Annotated in this window: 15 protein-coding genes, 2 other RNA genes and 2 pseudogenes; 6 read left to right on the top strand and 13 right to left on the bottom strand. The window is 64.3% G+C overall.

The genetic code is table 11. From position 1 onward, the window contains the following. The first annotated feature begins 32 nt into the window (after positions 1-32). The 3 genes and pseudogenes from J5I97_RS00350 to J5I97_RS00340 all read left to right on the top strand — a co-directional run bounded on the left by J5I97_RS00350 (position 33) and on the right by J5I97_RS00340 (position 1748). A non-coding RNA gene (locus J5I97_RS00350) (sX9 sRNA) lies at positions 33-108 on the top strand. A gap of 149 nt (positions 109-257) precedes the next feature. Continuing rightward, a pseudogene (locus J5I97_RS00345) lies at positions 258-366 on the top strand (metal-dependent hydrolase); the annotation flags it as partial. Next, entirely contained in the window at positions 363-1748 is a 1386-nt protein-coding gene (locus J5I97_RS00340; protein WP_208588323.1) for an FAD-binding oxidoreductase, read from the top strand. The pseudogene J5I97_RS00345 and the gene J5I97_RS00340, both read left to right, overlap by 4 nt. A gap of 98 nt (positions 1749-1846) precedes the next feature. Here the strand turns inward: J5I97_RS00340 and J5I97_RS00335 are convergent. Beyond that, positions 1847-1921, bottom strand: a non-coding RNA gene (locus J5I97_RS00335) — sX9 sRNA. A 450-nt stretch (positions 1922-2371) separates the two neighbouring features. Further along, on the bottom strand, positions 2372-3148 hold the full coding sequence (locus J5I97_RS00330; RefSeq protein ID WP_208588321.1) for an SDR family oxidoreductase: 777 nt from the start codon (positions 3146-3148) through the stop codon (positions 2372-2374). A gap of 104 nt (positions 3149-3252) precedes the next feature. Between J5I97_RS00330 and J5I97_RS00325 the strand changes: the two genes are divergently transcribed. Continuing rightward, on the top strand, positions 3253-3468 hold the full coding sequence (locus tag J5I97_RS00325; RefSeq protein ID WP_208588319.1) for a hypothetical protein: 216 nt from the start codon (positions 3253-3255) through the stop codon (positions 3466-3468). Between the two features lie 198 nt (positions 3469-3666). On the opposite strand, the gene sppA is transcribed toward J5I97_RS00325, so the two are convergent. The 5 genes from sppA to J5I97_RS00300 all read right to left on the bottom strand — a co-directional run bounded on the left by sppA (position 3667) and on the right by J5I97_RS00300 (position 9070). After that, positions 3667-5568, bottom strand: a complete 1902-nt coding sequence (sppA, locus tag J5I97_RS00320; RefSeq protein WP_208588317.1) for a signal peptide peptidase SppA — start codon at positions 5566-5568, stop codon at positions 3667-3669. An 84-nt stretch (positions 5569-5652) separates the two neighbouring features. Further along, positions 5653-7029 (bottom strand): MATE family efflux transporter, encoded by a 1377-nt coding sequence (locus J5I97_RS00315; protein ID WP_208588315.1) that lies wholly within the window; start codon positions 7027-7029, stop codon positions 5653-5655. A gap of 72 nt (positions 7030-7101) precedes the next feature. Continuing rightward, positions 7102-7371 carry a hypothetical protein gene (locus J5I97_RS00310; protein WP_208588313.1) on the bottom strand — a complete coding sequence of 90 codons (270 nt, stop codon included), beginning with the start codon at positions 7369-7371 and terminating at the stop codon, positions 7102-7104. A gap of 93 nt (positions 7372-7464) precedes the next feature. Then, positions 7465-8052 carry a DUF3106 domain-containing protein gene (locus J5I97_RS00305; RefSeq protein ID WP_208588310.1) on the bottom strand — a complete coding sequence of 196 codons (588 nt, stop codon included), beginning with the start codon at positions 8050-8052 and terminating at the stop codon, positions 7465-7467. Further along, positions 8036-9070 (bottom strand): hypothetical protein, encoded by a 1035-nt coding sequence (locus tag J5I97_RS00300; RefSeq protein WP_208588309.1) that lies wholly within the window; start codon positions 9068-9070, stop codon positions 8036-8038. Before J5I97_RS00300 ends, J5I97_RS00305 begins: the two co-directional genes overlap by 17 nt. Before the next feature lie 471 nt (positions 9071-9541). On the opposite strand from J5I97_RS00300, the gene J5I97_RS00295 reads away from it, so the two are divergent. Then, positions 9542-11764: a primosomal protein N' gene (locus tag J5I97_RS00295; protein WP_208588308.1), complete on the top strand. Its 2223-nt coding sequence runs from the start codon at positions 9542-9544 to the stop codon at positions 11762-11764. Positions 11765-11782: 18 nt separating this feature from the next. Further along, positions 11783-12617 (top strand): annotated as a pseudogene (locus tag J5I97_RS00290) (NAD(P)/FAD-dependent oxidoreductase); the annotation flags it as partial. A gap of 337 nt (positions 12618-12954) precedes the next feature. Here J5I97_RS00290 and rpoH read toward each other — a convergent pair. The 6 genes from rpoH to rhlB form a co-directional block, all read right to left on the bottom strand. Next, positions 12955-13830, bottom strand: a complete 876-nt coding sequence (rpoH, locus tag J5I97_RS00285) for an RNA polymerase sigma factor RpoH (RefSeq protein WP_002803651.1) — start codon at positions 13828-13830, stop codon at positions 12955-12957. Between the two features lie 196 nt (positions 13831-14026). Then, positions 14027-14752, bottom strand: a complete 726-nt coding sequence (gene ung / locus J5I97_RS00280) for a uracil-DNA glycosylase (protein WP_208588307.1) — start codon at positions 14750-14752, stop codon at positions 14027-14029. After that, positions 14749-15591 (bottom strand): response regulator, encoded by an 843-nt coding sequence (locus J5I97_RS00275; RefSeq protein WP_208588306.1) that lies wholly within the window; start codon positions 15589-15591, stop codon positions 14749-14751. Before J5I97_RS00275 ends, ung begins: the two co-directional genes overlap by 4 nt. Positions 15592-15599: 8 nt before the next feature. Next, positions 15600-16550, bottom strand: a complete 951-nt coding sequence (gene ftsX, locus J5I97_RS00270) for a permease-like cell division protein FtsX (RefSeq protein WP_208588305.1) — start codon at positions 16548-16550, stop codon at positions 15600-15602. Beyond that, complete coding sequence (gene ftsE, locus J5I97_RS00265; protein ID WP_208588304.1) at positions 16547-17233, bottom strand: cell division ATP-binding protein FtsE; 687 nt, start codon at positions 17231-17233, stop codon at positions 16547-16549. The genes ftsX and ftsE overlap by 4 nt, the downstream gene beginning before the upstream one ends. An 80-nt stretch (positions 17234-17313) precedes the next feature. Next, complete coding sequence (gene rhlB, locus J5I97_RS00260; RefSeq protein WP_208588303.1) at positions 17314-19023, bottom strand: ATP-dependent RNA helicase RhlB; 1710 nt, start codon at positions 19021-19023, stop codon at positions 17314-17316. Positions 19024-19062 lie beyond the last annotated feature (39 nt).

Below are 19062 nucleotides of genomic sequence, written 5' to 3'. Positions count from 1 at the left end.
CCAGGCGGGCGCAGCCGGTGCTCGGAATCGGCATCTACTACGCGTACACTCCGGTTCCTGCGCGCCGTCCGCACCCACCTGACGACTGTTCGCTACGTTTTGTTAGCCGCTCTAAGTACAGAGATCTTGCCGGTCGACGCTTTTCAAACAACTTACCGCCACTTCTTCCAGACGACGCAGGCTTTGCTCAAACATCCTGCCGTAACGGTGAAGACAGTGATGGCAGACAGATCATACAAACAGAACCCGGTCCGAGGCTCGACTCAATGCTCTCCGAGCTGCATTGGGTCTGGGCTGCCGCTTACAGTCGCAGTGCTAGGTTGGAAATGCATCCAGCGCGCGGCACCACAGGATCATGCGTCATGACAGATGTACTTCCCGCCGCGCTGGCCGAGCTGCTGGCCGCGCGGCTTGGACCCGATGGCTGGTTGACCGGCGCCGACGCGCGCCGCCGTTATGGCGAAGACGATTCGCGTCGCTGGGCATTACCGGCCGCCGTTGCCCTGCCGCGCGATATCGATGATGTGGTGGCGATCGTGCAGGCGTGTCGCGCACATGGCGTGCCGATCGTGGCGCGTGGCGCGGGCACCGGCACCACCGGCGCGGCGGTGCCGTTTTCCGGTGGCATGGTGGTGTCGATGGCGCGCATGAATCGCATCCTTGCGCTGCGCCCGGAAGACCGCTGCGCTATCGTGCAACCCGGTCTGCTCAATGGCGAGCTGCAGCAGGCGCTGCAGCCACACGGGTTGTTTTGGCCGCCGGATCCGTCCAGCGCGGAGATCTGCAGCATCGGCGGGAATCTATCGACCAATGCCGGCGGCCCGCGCGCAGTGAAGTACGGCGCGACCCGCGATAACGTGCTCGGTCTGGTCGCAGTCACCGGCACCGGCGAGGTGATCCGCTGCGGCGGTGCATACACCAAAAATTCCACCGGCTACGACCTCACGCACCTGCTGGTCGGCAGCGAAGGTACGCTGGCGATCATCGTCGAAGCGACGTTGAAGTTGACTCCACGCGCAATCGCACGCGCCGGCATACGTGCGCTGTACCGCGATGCGTCCAGCGCCGCAGCTGCGGTGTCGCGCTTGATGGCGCAACCGACCACGCCGACGATGCTGGAATTCATGGATGCCAGCGCGATCTCGCTATTGCGGCGCAATGGCAGCGATGTGCCCAAAGCAGGTGCGATGTTGCTGATCGAAGCCGACGGCGATCACGACACACTTCCGTACGCATTGCAGGCCCTGCACGCCGCCGCCGATGGCCAGGGCGTATTGAGCCTGGATGTGGCCCCCGATGGCAGCGCTCGCGACAGGTTATGGGCCGCGCGCCGCGCGCTGTCGCCGGCATTGCGCACAATCAGGCCGGGCAAGGTCAACGAAGATGTGGTGGTACCGGTGTCGCGCATCCCCGCGTTGGTGGCCGGTGTGGAAGCGCTCGCCGCCGAATTCGCATTGCCCATCGTCGCGTTCGGGCACGCAGGCAACGGCAACTTGCATGTCAACATCATGTACGACCCCGCCGATGCCGACGAAGATGCACGCGCGCAAGCCGCATTGCCGCGCTTGTTCGCACTGGTGCTTTCGCTGGAAGGTACGTTATCGGGCGAACACGGTATCGGCGTGACCAAGCGCGACTTCATGACGCAAGCCTTCAGCGCACCGACGCTGGCGGCGATGCGTGCGATCAAGGCGGCGCTGGATCCGGATGGGATTTTGAATCCGGGTAAGGTGCTGCCGCCATTGTGAGTCGCGCGGGTCATCCCGCACCCAATCAGTGCTTTGCTATAAGCGGCCACATAACGATCGCAAGTATCGCAGCCTTTTTTATGGTGACGATTTAGAGCGGCTAACAAAACGTAGCGAGCAGTCGTCAGGTGAGTGCGGACGGCGCGGAGGATCCGGAGTGTAGCGTGGTACATGCCGATTCCGAGCGCCGGCCGCGCCCACCTGGCGGTGAAAGCAGTCGTTTTGATAGCCGCTCCAATTTGGTTGCCCAGATCTTGAGGTCTTCAATGGCGTCAGCGCAGTAGTTGAGTGGTTAAACGCGATCATGCTGCATGGCGGCGATTGTTGAGTCCTGGGCTTTGCCTGACGGTACTGTCTTTTGTCGCCTGCACGCTGGCCATTGGGATCGACATTGGCGCATACGCGATCGCCGCAGATGACAGCATCGGAGGCGTAGTAGGCTTGCAAAACTGGGATTGCATTGTCCTAGCGCTCTGGCTCCTCATACTCGGATTCAAAACGCCACTTGACGTCTTCTCTGAGGAAATTCTCAACAGCGTTGCGGCGATTGGGCCTTGAGGGTTTTCAGGAGCGACTATGCAGTGCAAAGAACCCGCGTGTGCCGCGCAGCCGTTCGATAGCCGCTAAAAACCGAAACGCAAAAATCCGCCATCCACCGCAATGCATTCGCCGGTGATGTAACTGGCCGCCGGCAGACACAGGAAACTGACAGCGGCAGCGACTTCTTCCGGTTCGCCGATGCGGCGCATCGGCGTGCGCTCGATCACTTGCTCGTAATAATCCGGATCTGACAACGGTCCGGAGGTACGCCGCGTGCGGATATACCAGGGCGCCACCGCGTTGACGCGGATGCCGTCCTCGGCCCATTCCACCGCCAGATTACGCGTCATTTGCTGCAGCGCGGCCTTGGTCATGCCGTACGGCGCGCCGCTGCGCACATGCGTGATGCCCGAGACGCTGCCGACGTTGACGATCACCGAGGCGGCGTGTTTCGCCAGCAATGGGTGTGCATAGCGCGACAATTCGAACGCAGAAAACACGTTGGTTTCGAAAATGCCGCGCCACTCGTCTTCGGTGTAATCGATCGCCGCACGCGCGATGTTGCCGCCTGCATTGTTGATCAGTAGATGCAACCCATCTGTATGGTCTTCCACCCAATCCAGAATGGCGCGGCGTTCCTCATCGTCGGAGACATCGGCGGCCAAGCCGTGCAGTTCGCGTTCGGGAAACTCTTCGGCGAGCTCATCGCGCGCCTGCGCCAATGCATCGGCATCGCGCGCCACCATCAGCAGATCCGCGCCGAAGCCAAGCAGCTCGCGCGCGATAGCCAGGCCAATGCCAGCACTGGCGCCGGTGATGAGGGCGGTCTGTCCATCCAGCCGCCAGCGATGCGTTGTCACGTGGGTGATCCTCTTCAAGACTCAGGAAACGGCCGCTGCAGCGCAGTTGACGCGCGCATATGGCCCGAGCGTAGGATACCGCCACCCCGAGCGAGGTCACGACGATGAAACTGCATTGGATTCTTGCGGCCAGCCTGACGCTGCTGATTTGCGGCTGCCAGCAGCCGCAACCTGCGCCCACCGAGCAGAAGCCCGAGCCGCAGGCCACCGCCTTGCGCGACCACATCCAGGAACCGCTCAACAGGGCGCACGCGGTGCAGGCGGCGACCGATCAGTCCGAAGACGATCAGCGCAAGACAATCGATGCGGCGACACAGTAAGCGCACCGCATCGCGCGCGCGCCTGGAGGCCCAAAAGGCTGCAAGCGCTCGCTCTGCCGCGCGAAATTCTGGATTAGCACTTGTGCAATTTCTCGAGAAATGTTGCGGACGCTGCACTACAAACGCACAGAGACCGCAGAAACGACAACGCCGGCGCAAGGCCGGCGTTGTCGACAAATCTAGCGCACACGTGTCGCGTCAGAACCCACAGAAGCAGTAAGCCAGCGCCTTGACCGGCGCACCACCAGCCTTGTTGTCGTGCACGGCGTCTTCGACAAAGCGTAGTTGCGTGTCCACTTCCGGCAGCGAGCGCGACAACATGGCGCGCGCCATGCCGGAATTGCCCAGCATCCAGGCACCCATGCGGCTGCCAGCGAATCCGCTCATGAACTGCGAGAACGGTGTGGCCGGCTTTTCCACATAGCTGACCCGGAACTTGCCCTTGCTCAGCTTTGCGCGGTTGGCCGCATCGGCCACCGCTTCCTGCATGCCACCGAACGCATCCACCAGGCCGTGCTGCTTGGCCTGCGCACCACTCCACACCCTGCCGCGCGCAACCTTGTCGATGGCCTCCACCGACTGGTGACGCGCCTGCGCCACCTTGCCAGTGAAGTCTGCGTAGCCTTTGTTGATGACAGCCTGGATGACCTGGCCGGCAGCAGGATCCAGCGGGCGCGTGATGTCGAAGGCACCGGCAAAGCGCGTGGTGCCAACGCCGTCGGTATGCACGCCGATCTTGTTCAGCGCGCGGGTCAGATTCGGCACCATGCCGAAGATACCGATCGAACCGCTGATGGTCGACGGGTCGGCATAGATGCGATCGGCATTCATGCTGATCCAGTAACCGCCCGAGGCGGCCAGATCGCCCATCGACACCACCACCGGCTTACCGGCCTGTTTGAGCGCGACTACTTGGCGACGGATCTGCTCGGAGGCGAACACTTCACCGCCGGGCGAATCTACGCGCAGCACCACCGCTTTGACCTCGTCGTCGTCGCGCGCCTGACGCAGCAGCGCTGCAGTGGACTCGCCACCGATACGGCCGGCCGGCTGCTCGCCATCGCTGATCTCGCCAGCCGCCACCACCACGGCCACCTGCGGACGGCTGTCCATCGGCGAACCCTGCGCCTGCAGCTGGGTGAGATAGCTGGAAAAATCGATGTTGCGGAAGCCACTGTCGGCATCGCTGTCGGCCACGCCACGTTTGGTCAGCAGCGCATCGACCTCTGCGCGGGTCTTGAGCCCGTCGACCAGCTTCTGCTGCAGCGCGAACTTGGCCAGGTCGCCACCTGCCGCCGCCACGCCTTCGGGCAGCGTGTCGATGCCGGCGGTCAGCTGCGCCGGGCTCAGCTTGCGCGCGGTGCCCACGTCGGCCAGATAGCGCTGCCACACGTCGTTCATCCAGAACAAATCCGCTTCCTTGGCGTCGGCCGAGGCCGCATCGAGGATGTATGGCTCGGCGGCGGATTTGTACTCGCCCACGCGGAACAGGTGTACGTCCACACCGAGCTTGTCCTGCAACCCTTCGCGAAAATACTGGCGGTAACGGCCGAGACCTTCCAGCAGCACGCTGCCCATCGGGTCCAGATAGACCTCGTTGGCCTGCGCAGCGAGCAGGTACTGGCCCTGGCTCATACTCTCGCTGAAAGCCACGATCTGCTTGCCGGAGGCACGCAGCTTCTGCAATGCGGCTGCAACTTCGCGCTGCGAAGCGAAACCGGGCGGCTGCAGCTTGTCCAGGTTCAACAGCACCCGCTCGATCTTGCGGTCCTTGCCGGCCGACTCGATCACCCGCATCAGGTCACGCAACTGCACTTCTTCGGCACCCTTGTTGCCAACTGCCTTGGCCAGCGAACGGCTCACAGGGTCGGCGCTGAACTGCTCGACAAGCGTGCCTTCAGGATTGATCACCAGCGTGGTGCGCTCGGCCAGCGGTTTGGTGCCGTCGCCTCTGGCGATCGCCACCACCAACAGCAGCAGCATCAAAAACAGAAAGCCGAAAAACACCAGGTTGAAGATCAGGCGCCGGGTGAAATTCATCACATCCCATAGGCCGACGAAGAAACTGGCGATGGGATTGCGACGCACGGGGTGGTTCATGGAAAACTCCGTCGAAAGACGCTGCATACAAGTTAATGGTGTCCAGCATACCGGCTGCGCAGCGTGAGCGGCATGCGCTGGAAGTCAGGGTGCCGCGGTGGCAGTCAGCCGCCGGCTGGTCTGCCGGAAGCGCAGCCCCATCAGGATCGACGCCACGGTCAGGCCCAGAATCAGGCCGATCCACATGCCTTGCGGTCCCCAACCCAGTCCCAGGCCAAGCCCTGCGCCGATCGGCATGCCCACGCCCCAGTACGAAAACATCGCCAAAAACATCGGCACGCGGGTGTCCTTGAGCCCACGCAACGCACCGCTGGAGAGCACCTGGATGCCGTCGGGAAACTGGAACGTGGCGGCGAACAGCAAAAGCACCGATGCCAACGCGGCCACCGTCACATCATCGGTATAGACACTCACAATGGCGTCGTGACCCAGCAACAGCACGCTGGCCGACAGCGCCTGCGTGCCAAGCACGATGGCGTAACCGGCCCATGCCGCACGCCGCATGCCGAGCGGATCGCCGCACCCTACCGCATGTCCGACGCGCACCGTGGTGGCTTCGGCCACGCCCATCGGGATCATGAAACACAGCTGCGAGACGTTGATCGCAATCTGATGCGCGGCCGCTTCGGTGGAGCCGAGCCGACCGATCAACAAGGCGGTGACAATGAACAGGCCGCCTTCCATCAGCACAGTGATGCCGATCGGCAAACCGGTGCGCAACAGACCGTCGATGGCGCGCCATCGCGGCCCTTCCAGATGATTGAACAACTCCAGATGGGCAAAGCGACGCGAGCGCCGCAGGTACAGCGCAAACACGCTTGCCTGCACCCACATCGTGATGGCCGAGGCCATGCCCAGCCCTTGCGCACCATGCTCGGCAATCCCGAACGTGCCATAGGTCAGCGCATAGCCCAGCGGCGCCAGCACCAGCAACCCGCCAAAGCCCAACAACATGGTGGGCAATGTCCAATGCATACCTTCGCAGAGATAGCGCATGCAGAAGTAGAATGTCAGCGCCGGCCCGCCCCAGCGCACTGCATGCAGAAAATCGGTTGCACCCGGCACGATGTCCGGCGCAATCCCGAATGTGGGCAGCAGCGGCGGCACTGCGCTCAGAAAGGCGAACATCACCGCGCCCAACGCCAGCGACAGCCACATCGCCTGGCGGAACAACGGCCCGATCTCGCGCTCGCGACCTGCGCCAACCAGTTGCGAGACAGAGGCGGTCAACGAGATCAACGTGCCGATCGGCACCAGCATCGGCAGCCACAACAGCGAGGTGCCGATGGTGACCGCAGCCAACGTGGCAGTGCCGTGGTGGCCGGCGATGACATTGTCGACGAACCCGAGCAGTCCGCTGGAGACGTGGCCGAGCACCAGCGGCAACGCAAGCAAGCCGGTGGTGCGCACTTCCGAGGCGAAGCTTGGCGTCACGGCCGAGGGTACAGAAGCAACAGACATGAAAAACCGATCGCTGCGCGGACTACGGCCGTGCCGGGAGGCGCTGGCACCGGGTCGCGCGGGCCCGCCATCTTACGCGTACTTTCCGACTGCGGCCTTGTCGTGCGCTGGTAGAGCCTGTTGCGCCTGCACGCGTGCGGGCAAGAAAACGCGCCTGCCGACGCGGTGGCGCATGGACGCGCAGTCCTGGCTGGCCACCGGCCTCACATACATTGGCTTGAGCGGGGGGAGTTGTTTGTCGTGACGGTTGCCGCCGCATTCCTGATGGTGAGGAGTCTGGCGCGTCTTCAAGCGTTGCGTGCGTCTGAGCATCGTGCCGAAGACAGCTACGTTGAAGATCATCAGGTCACTGCGTGAGGTCGATGCGTGGATCGATGTCGAACGCGATCCGCTGCGGCAGCACGTTCTTGCAGCGGCGATGTTCCCCGCTGCCGACTACCGCGCCAGCTGGCGCTTCAACCAGATGCTGCGCGTGGCCGGCGCTTCTGCCAGCAAGGCATCGCGCAAGGCATCGCGATCCTGTGGCGGTGTGCGTTGTGCCAGTACCGCCAGCTGCTCCAGCTGCCCGGCATCCAGACTGCGCAGCACCGCCAGCACGCTGTCGCGCTGCGCAGCGGGCACGTAGCCGATCAACGGCTGCAACTGCGGATAGAACGCGCCCAGCTGTGAGCCCAGGCGCCAGCCATCGCGATGTAATCGGTCCATCGCGGTGAACTGCGTGCGCAACGCACGCTGCTGATCCTCGGGTAAGGCATGCAGGCGCTCGCGCGCCTGGCGCAACACCACTCGATCGGTGGCGGTGAGCCCGTTCCAGGCCGCATAGCGGGCGCGCAGCTCGGACTGCTGCGCAGGCGTCAATGCGTCCCAACGCGCTTGCTGCTGGGCGGCGCTCGGCGTTGCCGGAATGGGCGCATCGGAAGACGCAACGGCACCGCTTTCTTCCAATGGGGTCGGCAAGGTTTGTGCGGCAGCACTGCCGGCCAACGCGAGCAGCAGCCCGCACCAATTAATTAGTTTCGTCATCGACCGTCTCCAATGCGGCGGAAGGCTGATCGGCCACAGTGGCGTGCGCGCCAGATTCGTCGGCCGGCATTGGATGGCCGGCCGCGTACCAGGCGTAGAAGTCCGCCGCGCGTGCCAGCTCCAGATCCGGGTCGGCCAGCATCGCTTGGTCGCGCGGATCCATGCCGGGCGCTGCCAGCGCATCCGGCCGGTGTGCCGCGGGTAGCTCTTCCACCAGCACCGGCGCAGCGTCGGTCACATGCAAGACGCCTGCAGGCGCCTGCGAGACCGGCTCAGGCGGCAGTGCCGGCCGGCGATGGGTCCACCACCAGCCGAGTGCCGCAAGCAGCAGCGTCAGCGCCAACACGCCCAGCACGTTGCCTGCGTGGCGGCGGTCGACGCGTGACCAATGCTCTCGGCGCGCAGCGCGCATGCGTGGGGCAGCCGGCTGCCTCGGCTCGGTGGGTACAACCACAGCCGCTGCTGGCTGCAACGGCATGCCGGCCAGCGCTGAGTCGCGCAGTTGACTCAGCCGGGTCAGCTGGGCAGGGGTAAGATCGCGCAATTTCGACTGCACCGCTTCGGCCAGCACCCGCCAGGCCTGCGCATCCGGGTTGCCGGCTGCATCGCGCGGGCAGGCACGGGCGAGCGACTGGCGATAGACCGCCACGTCGATGCCATGCACCTCGCTTGCCGCGTTCTCTTCCAACCCTGCCACGATTCGCAACAGCAGTGCCAGCCGGTCAACGGTCTGCATCCGGCCCAACGCGGTGAACGGAGGCAGCCAAGTGCCCGGCATCGGCTCGCGGCGCAGCGGCGGTGCGGTAGCCAGCAGGCTCCAGAAGCGCATCGGCCAGACGGCCATCGGCCGACCCGCAGCTTGGCTGTTGAAGGCGCGCAGGGTAGCCGCCAAGGCCTGCTCGGCGGCGGCAACATCGCCGCTTTGCAATTGTGCGAGCACCAGACCCCGGCGTTCGACACCGCGCAGGAAGGCCAACAGCGCGGCAGGGGCCACAGGGGCATCGGGGACTACGGTCATGAGAACTCCAGCATCGGCCGGCATGATACCGACGCGATTGCCCCCCGCCGATGGCTTGACAGATCGACCTCGCCCCGCTCCGCCCTAACGCCAGCGGAGCCTGCCATCGGCGCAGGTTGTGCACAGCGGCAGACATACCGATAAGTAGGCGTCTGTCAACTGCTGGTTTTTCTTTGTTGCAATTGTGTTTCACGCTTAAGCTGTTGATATTATAATAGACTTATGCGTGCTGGCTAAAAAATGTCCAAGAGGTTGCAGAGGCTGGAGAATCCATCGTCACAGCGTGGAGCACCAGACTAATTCACAGGTTTATCCACAGGCAATGTGGATAAACCGGTTTCCTTAGCCCTCACATAGGTTTAGGTCGTATTTATCCCACCGGTCACAGAAACGCGCCGTAGGCCCGCGCGCGGATTGGGGGTGATCTGAGGTTCGCTGCCTGGCGCTGGAACGGGTTGGTAGACTGGTTGGATGTCTTGGACCGTCGCCACCCTGCGCGTCGCCTTGCCGGTGCCGTTGCCCCAATTGTTTGACTACCTGCCGCCGGCCGATGCCCCCCTGACCGATCTGGCGCGGGTCGGCTGCCGGGTGCGAGTGCCGCTCGGCCCGCGCGAATTGGTTGGGGTGGTAGTGGAGATTGGGCAACTGGCCTCAGCCGAGGGCCTGCGGCAGGCGCTGGCGTGGTGCGATGCCGCGCCGCTGCTGGTCGACGAGCTGGACCGCTCGCTGCAGTGGCTTGCCCGTTACACCCACGCACCGCTCGGCGAAGCACAGGCCGGCGCACTGCCCGGCCCGCTGCGTCGTGGTGAGCCGTTGGCCGACACCCACGCCTGGGCATGGCAGCTCACCGAGGCTGGCCGTACCGGTGCGGCCAGCCTACGTGCGGGGAGTCGACCCGCCTTGTTGGCATCGCTGCTATTGACCGCTGCAGTGGGCGAAGACAAGCTGGACCCGCTGCTGCCGCAGTGGCGCGAGGCAGCGCGCAGCCTGGTCAAGCGCGGCTATGCCGAACGCGTGGCAGTGGCTCCCGATACGATTGCCCCGCGGCCCAGCAGCGGCCCCCCGCTCAACGACGAACAACAGGCCGCCGCCGACACCATCCGCGCGCGCAGCGGCTTTGCCACTTATCTGCTCGATGGCGTCACCGGCAGCGGCAAGACCGAGGTCTACCTGCAAGCAATCGCAGACTGCCTGGCCGCCGGACGCCAGGCGTTGGTGCTGGTGCCGGAAATCGGCCTGACCCCGCAGACGCTGGGTCGCTTCCGCGCCCGGCTTGGGGTGCCAGTGCACGCGCTGCACTCGGGCCTGTCCGATGGCGAACGCGCCCGCGTCTGGGCCGCGGCCTGGCGCGGCGAGGCCAAGCTGATCGTTGGCACGCGCTCGGCGGTGTTCACCCCACTGCCCAACGCCGGGCTGATCGTGATCGACGAGGAGCACGACGGCAGCTACAAGCAACAGGACGGCATCCGTTATCACGCGCGCGACTTTGCGCTGGTGCGCGGCAAGGCGCTGGACGTGCCGGTCATCCTGGGCAGCGCCACGCCATCGCTGGAAAGCCTGCACAATGCGTATTCCGGCCGCTTCCAGCATCTGCGCCTGTCGCGCCGCGCCGGCGAAGCGCGTCCGCCGCGCGTGCGCGTGCTCGACGTGCGCAAGCGCCCGCTCAAGGACGGCCTGTCGCCAGAGGTACTGGCCGGCATCGGCACCACCCTGGCGCGCGGCGAGCAGGTGCTGGTGTTCAAGAATCGCCGTGGCTATGCGCCGGTGCTGCTCTGCCACGACTGCGGCTGGACCGCCGCCTGTCAGCGCTGCAGCACGCCGCTGCACCAGACTTCGATGACCGTGCATGCCGGTGGTCGGCGCCTGCAATGCCACCACTGCGGCGCGCGCCAATCCGCACCAGTGGCCTGTCCGGCTTGCGCCAGCCTGGCGCTGCAGCCGCAGGGCATCGGCACCGAGCGGCTGGAAGAACGCCTGACCGAGGAATTCCCGGATTTTCCGGTCGTGCGCATCGACCGCAGCACCACCCGGCGCCGCGATGCGCTGGAAACCCAACTGGCACGCCTGGGCACCGAAGCCGGCATCCTGGTCGGCACGCAGATCCTGGCCAAGGGCCACGACCTTCCGCGGCTGACCATGGTGGTGGTGGTCGGCATCGACGAAGGTCTGTTCTCGGCAGACTTCCGCGCCGCGGAGAAACTTTCCCAACAATTGATCCAGGTGGCAGGACGCGCCGGACGTGCCGATCGTCTGGGCGAGGTCTGGCTGCAAACCCATCACCCCGAACACCCCTTGCTGCAGACCCTGGTCAACGGCGGCTATCACGCCTTTGCCGATGCCGAACTGCAACAGCGCGAGGCGGCCGGCTTTCCGCCTTCCGCGCATCTGGCGCTGTTCCGCGCCGAAGCCAAGGATGTGGCGGCGGCCAATCAGTTCCTGATGGCGGTGCGTGGCTTGACCAACGCAGACACCAGCGCGGAATCGCCCGCGTTTGCAGCAGTGGAATGCTATGGCCCGATGCCGGCACCAATGCCGCGTCGCGCCGGTTTTCAACGCACGCAATTGTTGTTGTCCGCGCAACAACGCTCTGCCTTGCACCGATTGCTCGATGCGCAACTGCCGGCAATCTATACGCTGCCGCAAGCGCGGCGCGTGCGCTGGTCGCTGGATGTGGATCCGATCGATTTGTATTAAGAGCGGCTAACAAAACTACTGCACAGCCGCCGGGTGGGCGCGACCCGTGCGCTTGACGATTCCGGCATCCGCATCAGCCTGATCGACCGCCAGAACCGCCATTGTTCTGGCCGCTGCTATATCAAGTCGCCACCGCCGGCCTGTCGGCGCCGGATATTGCCGCGCCGCTGCGGCACATCCTGCGCGAGCAGCGCAATGTCCAAGTGCTGCTCGGCGACGTCGCCGAAATCGCACCAACGCGCCGCGCGGTCGTCCTGACCGATGGCAACACGCTCGGCGACGACATGCTGCTGGCCACCGGCGCCACTCATGCCTATTTCAGCAACGACAGAACACATGCAGAGCCTGAAGACGCCGTATAACGCGCTGGTACTGCGGCGCAAATTATCGCTCGCTTTCGAACGTGCCGAGGCCGAATCCGACCTCGCAGCATGTGCCGCCTGGCTGAGTTCTGCAGCGGTTGGAGGCGGCCCGACCGGCGTTGAACTGACAGGCACACGTGCGAAAATCGCCCGCCACCCGCTCAAGAACGAATTCCGCCACATCGACCCACGACAAGCGCGCGTGCGTCTGGCCGGAGTCGGTCCACGTGTGCTGACCTCGTTGCCGGACGATCTCACCGACAAGGCGCGCAAGCAGCTGCAGAGCCTGGGCGTGGAAGTGCATATCGGGGCGCTGGTCACGCATATCGACGCAAGCGGCTACCACCTTCGTACCGGCGCGCGCACCGTCGTCTGGGCTGCTGGCGCGCACGCTGGGTGTGCCGCTGGATAGAGCCGGACGCGTGTTGGTGGAGCAGGATCTGAGCGTGCCCGGCCACCCGGTACCGGGCGTGGCGCCGGCTGCCAAACAGAGGCGACTGGCGCAAGCGTATGTTCCGGCCTGCGCCTTATGGCGATCCGCCACGGCCGGCATCTGCCGGTAGCGCGCCTGCCGCCGAAGTAGTGAAGCTGCAGCGTTACTTGGTCGGGTAAGTGCCCGATGCCATGTCTGCTGGGCGATGCGCGGGGTTTGTTAGTGCACTTGATCCAGTGAAATGTCCACGTATGGCGTAAATGCATATGCTCTCATTCGCAGCAACAAGATCGGCAAGGGAGCAGACGTTTATAGACTCCGCGCCCACCGCCACAAACGCAAACGGCCCGGATATCCGGGCCGTTTGTGCAACATCTGGCGCATGGTCGAAGAGATCAGGCAACAAACAATGCCTTCATCTTCTTCAGCGCGTTCGCCTCGATCTGGCGGATGCGCTCGGCCGACACACCGTATTCATCAGCCAGCTCCTGCAGCGTCACCTTGGAATCGGAATCCAACCAGCGACGCTTGACGATGTCGCGCGAGCGCGTATCCAAACCGGCCATGCCTTCGCGCAGCAGCTGCAACTGGTTGTCTTCGCTGTCGTGACGCTCGTAAGCCTGCGACGGGTCTTCATCGTTGGCTACCAGATAGCTGACCGGTGACGGCGGACCGTGATCATCATCTTCGTCGGACGAAGCATCGAAACCGATATCGCGACCGGACAGACGCGACTCCATCTCCATCACTTCACGTTCTGAGACGTTCAGATCCTTGGCGACCGCGGTAACTTCAGACGCATTGAGCCATCCCAGACGCGTCTTGGACTTGCGCAGGTTGAAAAACAGCTTGCGCTGCGCCTTGGTCGTGGCGACTTTGACGATGCGCCAGTTCTTCAGGATGAACTCGTGCATTTCGGCACGAATCCAGTGCACTGCGAAGCTGACCAGACGCACGCCCATTTCCGGATCGAAGCGCTTGACCGCCTTCATCAGGCCGATATTGCCTTCCTGGATCAAATCGCCCAGCGGCAAGCCGTAGCCGTTGTAGCCGCGGGCCACGTGCACCACGAAGCGCAGGTGGGAATGGACCAGTTCGCGCGCGGCGTCCAGATCCAGCTCATCGCGGAAGCGACGGGCAAGATTCTGTTCCTCATCGACCGACAGCACCGGGATCTGGTGCACGGCACCGATGTAGGCGTCCAGCGAACCGAGCGCACTGGGAATCGGCAAGTTGTTTGCCACAAGGGCAGTCGAGGTAGTCTGGTTCATAGGCACCATCTTAGCAGTCGAACTATTGGACTGCCGGGTACAGAAAGAGTTCCCAGCGTTCCACTTATAGGACGTTCGGACTTTTTGCATCCCTGGCATTCTACGGCATCGCTCCCGAATTCAACACCTAAACTACCACCGCAGCCCTGTGCAGACCGTGACAACTCGTTGCGAAACAGGCTTGCGCCTGTTCCGTTCAGCCACCGGCCGACGTGGTGTCCAGGGCGTTGCGCGGCGGCAGCGACCAGTCGATCGGGCTGACCCCACGTCGCTGCAGATGCTCATTGGTCTTGGAGAAATGCTGGCAGCCCAAAAAGCCGCGATGCGCCGACAACGGCGACGGGTGCGGCGCCTTTAACACGCGGTGGCGCGTCTGGTCGATGACCTTGCCCTTGGACTGCGCGTAACTACCCCAGAGCAGGAACACCACTCCTTCGCGCTCACGGTTGAGGGTTTCCACGACGTGCTCAGTGAAACCTTCCCAGCCCTTGTTCTGGTGGGCTCCGGCACGCCCCCGCTCCACCGTCAGCACGGCATTGAGCAGCAGCACGCCCTGACGCGCCCACGGCATCAGATAGCCGTGATCCGGCCGCGCGATGCCCAAATCGTCCTGAATCTCTTTATAGATGTTGAGCAGCGACGGCGGAACCGGCACGCCGGGCAACACCGAGAAGCACAGCCCATGCGCCTGGCCTTGGCCGTGATACGGGTCCTGGCCCAGTATCACCACTTTGACCTGCTCGAACGGGGTGGCATCGAAGGCGGCAAAGATCTGCGGACCGGGCGGAAACACCCGCGCGCCAGCCGCCTTGCGCTGGCGCAAAAATCCCGATAACTCCTGCATCTCCGGGCGCAGCAACCAATCGCCCACGCGCGCCTTCCACGACGGTTCCAGCTGAATACGCCCCTCCGCTTCGGTCATAACGTGACAGCCTGATCCTCAAGACGCGCCAAGCGCAGCTGGAACAACACCTTGGTCACCAATAGACGCTCTTCGATCGGTTTCTGCACCAGATCGTTGGCGCCAGCGCGCAGCAGTTCGGACTGGTTGCGCGGATTGGTGTCGCCGGTCATTACCAATACCGGCAGACGGCGCTTGCCGTAGGCGAAATCGATACGGATACGCTCGACCACGTCGCGGCCGTTGAGCTCGCCTTTCAGGGTCACGTCGGTCAGTACCAGGTCGATGCGGCGCTCGGTGCGGCCCAGTGATTCGGCGGTGAGCAGCGCGAAGGCGTCTTCGGCGGTGAGCACGTGCACCACTTTCAGGCGTTGACGCTCGAGCATGCGCTTGGTCGCTTCGGCCACCACGCGACTGTCTTCGATGTAGAGCACGGTCGCGCCGACGACCGGCTCGGGCTGCACGTAGCCGCGGATAAAGGTCGCCAGGGCCTCATGACCCAGCGCCTTGTCGAAATAATCGGTGACGTACTCGGTGAAGCGGCGCTCGATCAGGTGCTGTTGCGCATCGCCGGAGACCACGATCACCGGAACATACGCCTGGCTCGCCGCTTCGCGCACGCTGCGCGCCAGCTTCAAACCATCGCCATCGGGCAGCGACAGCGAGGTCGTCACCAGATCCACCGCACCGGCTTCCAGCGCCTGGCGTGCTTCGGCGATGCTGGAGCACCCGATCACCTGCACGTTCGGCAGATCACGCTTCAACACATCGGCAATCAGCTTGCGCACCAGCTTGGAGCCATCTACCACCATCACGCGCGGCGCGGCGCTGATCAGGTGCTTGAGATCTGATGGGTGCATGGCAGGCATCAAGTTTCGGTGGGACGGGTCTGACGAAGGAAATGGCCGGTCACCAGCCAGGCACCCAGCCAACCCAGGACCAGGGTGCCGACCAGCACCATCACAGAATGCGGCAGATCCAGCCCGTGGAGGGTAAAGGAACTGCCATAGCTATCGGCCAATATCGCCAACGGCGCGCGTAGCGCCAGCCCGGAGGCAGCAATCAGAGCGAGCGCAACAGCGCCGGCACCGAGCCCGTACCACGCACCCAGATACAGAAACGGGCGGCGAATGAAGCCATCGCTGGCCCCCAGCAATTGCAGCACGCCAATTTCTTCGCGTCGCGATTGAATATCCAGCCGCACCGTATTGCCGACCACCAGCACTGCGCCGATGCCCAGTAATGCAGACAGCACCTGCACCAGCCGCTCGCCAAAACGCAGCCAGCCGTCCAGGCGCTTGCGCCACAACACGTCATGCTGCACCTGGTCGGTCTGCGGCAAGGCCTGCAGCGCGCCGGCCAGTTGCGCATCGTGGGCGGCATCGGTCGGAGTGACGATCAACAACGTCGGCAACGGATTGTCGCCGAGCGCATCGATCGCTTCGTCGAGCTTGGCGCTTTCGCGCAATTCGGCCAGCCTCTGCGCGGGCGTGCGCAACGTAACCTGGGCAACGTCCGGGCGCGCACGCAGCTCAACGGCCAGCGCCTGCGCCGCATCGGCGCCGACATCGACCTTCAAGAACAGATTGATCTCTCGCGACTGCTGCACACTGCCTGCCAGCAACTTGACGTTGTCCAGCGCGATCGACAGCCCCAGCGGCAGGGCTAGCGCCAGGGCCATCACCACGATGGTCAGCAAGGTTGCCCATGGCTTGCGCATCGCGCGGCCCAGGCTGAAGGCGATGCTATGCAGGTGGTGGTCGATCCACACGCCGAACCGCGACGGTGCGATGGCTTCGGTATTGGCGGGCTTGTTCATTCGGCCAGATCCTGCGGCGAGATGTCGTCGACCAGCCGGCCGTGATCCAGAATCAGCACGCGCTTGCGCATTTGCTTGAGCAGCGCCAGATCGTGGCTGACCACCAGCACGCTGGTGCCGCGTGCCGGCAGTTCGGCAAATAACTGCATGATTTCCGCTGCCAGTGCCGGGTCCAGGTTACCGGTGGGCTCATCGGCCACCAGCAAGCGCGGTTCGCCGATGATGGCGCGGGCGATGCCCACGCGCTGCTGCTCGCCAGCCGACAACTGCGACGGCAAGGCTTTCTCGCGATGGGCCAGCCCGATCCGCTCCAATGCCGAACGCACACGCTTGCCGATCTCGGCGCGGCGGGTGCCGCGCAGGATCAACGGCAAGGCCAGGTTCTCGGCGATGCTGCGGTCGTTGAGCAAACGGTGGTCCTGATAGACCGCCCCCACCTGACGACGATGCAGCGAAATCTGCCGGCCACGCACCTTCAACAGGTTGCGTTCGCCCAGCAGCACCTCGCCCTGGCTGGGCCGCTCGCTGAGGTGGATCAATTTGAGCAAGGTACTTTTGCCGGCACCTGAGTGGCCGGTCACGAACAGCATCTCACCGTCGGCCACTTCGAAGCTGACATCGGTCAGCGCCTGGTGGCCACCGGCGTAGTGCTTGCTGACGTTGTCAAAACGCAGAACGGTCATCCAGTGATTATGCCGGAGCGCCAACGCTTACGTCGCATCGCCGAAGACCGGCAATGCGATTGATGTCCACGCGCAGTCAGTTACCGGGAGACCAACGACCGCAGGCGGCGACCGATGCGGCTCAACAGCGATGGGCTGCCGGACGGCTTGGCGGCGGCGCGCACCGGCTTGGCGATCACCTGGGTCGGCTTGCGCGGTGCGGCAGGTTCTGCAACCGGCGTGGCGGCAACCGGCTCGACACCTTCGATCGGGCGGCCGTTGCGACGCCGCCGACGCTTGCGCGGTGCGCGTTCGACATCGGCCACGATGCTGGTGGAAGGCGCCTCTGCCGCCGCTGCAGCAACCATCGGTGTTTCGGTCGGCGCGGCAGTTGCCGGAGCTTGGCCTTGGACACGCGGCTTGCGACGCGGACGCGGCTTGCCATCGGCGCCATCCCGGCGACCGCCGCCACTGCCACTGTGCGAGGCGCTGCCCGGACCACCGCGACCACCGCCACGACGCTGCTCTTCGGCGGCTCGCTGCTCGCGCGCTTCGCGGAAGATCGTGCCCACGCTCTCGCCTTCATTTTCGTCGACCTCTTTGCCTTCCACCGGCACGCGTGCCGCACGCGGCAACGGCGTCAGCAACTCGGAAGTCACCGGCTCGACCGGAATCTTCTGTTCGATATAAGCCTCGATGTCCGGCAGACTCATCGCATAACGCTCGCAGGCGAAGCTGATCGCGTCACCCTCTTCGCCAAGGCGTGCGGTACGGCCGATGCGGTGCACGTAGTCTTCTGCGTCGAACGGCAGATCGTAGTTGTAGACGTACTTGACCCCGTCGATGTGCAGACCCCGCGCCGCCACGTCGGTGGCGACCAGGATCTCCAACTGGCCCTTCTGGAAGCGATTGAGCAACGATTCGCGCTTCTTCTGCGGCACATCGCCCGACAGCACGCCGACCCGGTATCCATGACGCTCCAGGGTGCGCGCCACGCGCTCGACGAACGCCTTGGTGTTGACGAACACCATGGTGCGCGCGCCTTCACTGCGCGAAAGCAGGCCCAGCAGCAGTGTCTGCTTTTCTTCGTCGGATGGAAAATAGATGCGCTGGCGCACGCGGGCAGCGGTGATGGTCTCGGTTTCGACCACCAGCTTTTCCGGCTCGTTCATGTACTCGTAGGCCAGCTCCAGCACGCGATGGCTGAGCGTGGCCGAGAACAGCAGCGTTTGCCGGGTGCCGCGCTCGGGCATGCGCCGCAGCAGAAAGCGGATGTCCTTGATGAAGCCCAGATCGAACATGCGATCGGCTTCGTCCAGCACGCAGATCTCGCAAGCGTGCAGCGAGACCACTTTGTGCTGCCTGACGTAGTCGATCAGCCGGCCCGGGGTGGCGATGATCACGTCCACGCCTTGCTGCAGCAGCTCGCGCTGCTTGTCGTAGTCCACCCCGCCGTAGACCAGCGCAAAGCGCAGGCCCAGATCGGCGCCAAACTTGACGGCATCCTTGTGGATCTGGATCGCCAGCTCGCGGGTCGGTGCCAGGATCAGCGCGCGGGGGTCTTCCGGCTTGCGATCGGCCAACGCCGAGCGAATCAGCAGGCGGTTCATCACCGCCACCAGGAACGCCAGGGTCTTGCCGGTACCTGTCTGGGCCTGGCCGGCCACATCGCCGCCCGGCAGCGCAACCGGCAAGGTCAGCGCCTGGATCGGGGTACACCGGGTAAACCCGGCGCTCTCCAGCCCGGCGATCAGCGCGGGATGCAGGTCGAACGTGGAGAAGGTCAAATCGGTCAGCGGTTTGTCGCTCATTATTCCGTCTTCGTGAGGCGCCCTGAGCAGCCCGGGCGC

The organism is Xanthomonas fragariae (assembly GCF_017603965.1).
GTDB classification, from domain to species: domain Bacteria; phylum Pseudomonadota; class Gammaproteobacteria; order Xanthomonadales; family Xanthomonadaceae; genus Xanthomonas; species Xanthomonas fragariae_A.
Note: the sequence above shows the minus strand (reverse complement) of the source record. Positions and strands in the feature narration are given on the sequence as shown.

Excerpts from the sequence above, each read along its gene's own strand:
- J5I97_RS00305 (WP_208588310.1), bottom strand. The coding sequence starts at position 8,052 with ATGACGAAACTAATTAATTGGTGCGGGCTGCTGCTCGCGTTGGCCGGC.
- rpoH (WP_002803651.1), bottom strand. The coding sequence starts at position 13,830 with ATGAACCAGACTACCTCGACTGCCCTTGTGGCAAACAACTTGCCGATT.
- J5I97_RS00340 (WP_208588323.1), top strand. The coding sequence starts at position 363 with ATGACAGATGTACTTCCCGCCGCGCTGGCCGAGCTGCTGGCCGCGCGG.
- sppA (WP_208588317.1), bottom strand. The coding sequence starts at position 5,568 with ATGAACCACCCCGTGCGTCGCAATCCCATCGCCAGTTTCTTCGTCGGC.
- J5I97_RS00300 (WP_208588309.1), bottom strand. The coding sequence starts at position 9,070 with ATGACCGTAGTCCCCGATGCCCCTGTGGCCCCTGCCGCGCTGTTGGCC.
- ftsX (WP_208588305.1), bottom strand. The coding sequence starts at position 16,550 with ATGAACAAGCCCGCCAATACCGAAGCCATCGCACCGTCGCGGTTCGGC.
- ftsE (WP_208588304.1), bottom strand. The coding sequence starts at position 17,233 with ATGACCGTTCTGCGTTTTGACAACGTCAGCAAGCACTACGCCGGTGGC.
- ung (WP_208588307.1), bottom strand. The coding sequence starts at position 14,752 with ATGACCGAAGCGGAGGGGCGTATTCAGCTGGAACCGTCGTGGAAGGCG.
- rhlB (WP_208588303.1), bottom strand. The coding sequence starts at position 19,023 with ATGAGCGACAAACCGCTGACCGATTTGACCTTCTCCACGTTCGACCTG.
- J5I97_RS00315 (WP_208588315.1), bottom strand. The coding sequence starts at position 7,029 with ATGTCTGTTGCTTCTGTACCCTCGGCCGTGACGCCAAGCTTCGCCTCG.
- J5I97_RS00295 (WP_208588308.1), top strand. The coding sequence starts at position 9,542 with ATGTCTTGGACCGTCGCCACCCTGCGCGTCGCCTTGCCGGTGCCGTTG.
- J5I97_RS00325 (WP_208588319.1), top strand. The coding sequence starts at position 3,253 with ATGAAACTGCATTGGATTCTTGCGGCCAGCCTGACGCTGCTGATTTGC.
- J5I97_RS00310 (WP_208588313.1), bottom strand. The coding sequence starts at position 7,371 with ATGATCTTCAACGTAGCTGTCTTCGGCACGATGCTCAGACGCACGCAA.
- J5I97_RS00275 (WP_208588306.1), bottom strand. The coding sequence starts at position 15,591 with ATGCACCCATCAGATCTCAAGCACCTGATCAGCGCCGCGCCGCGCGTG.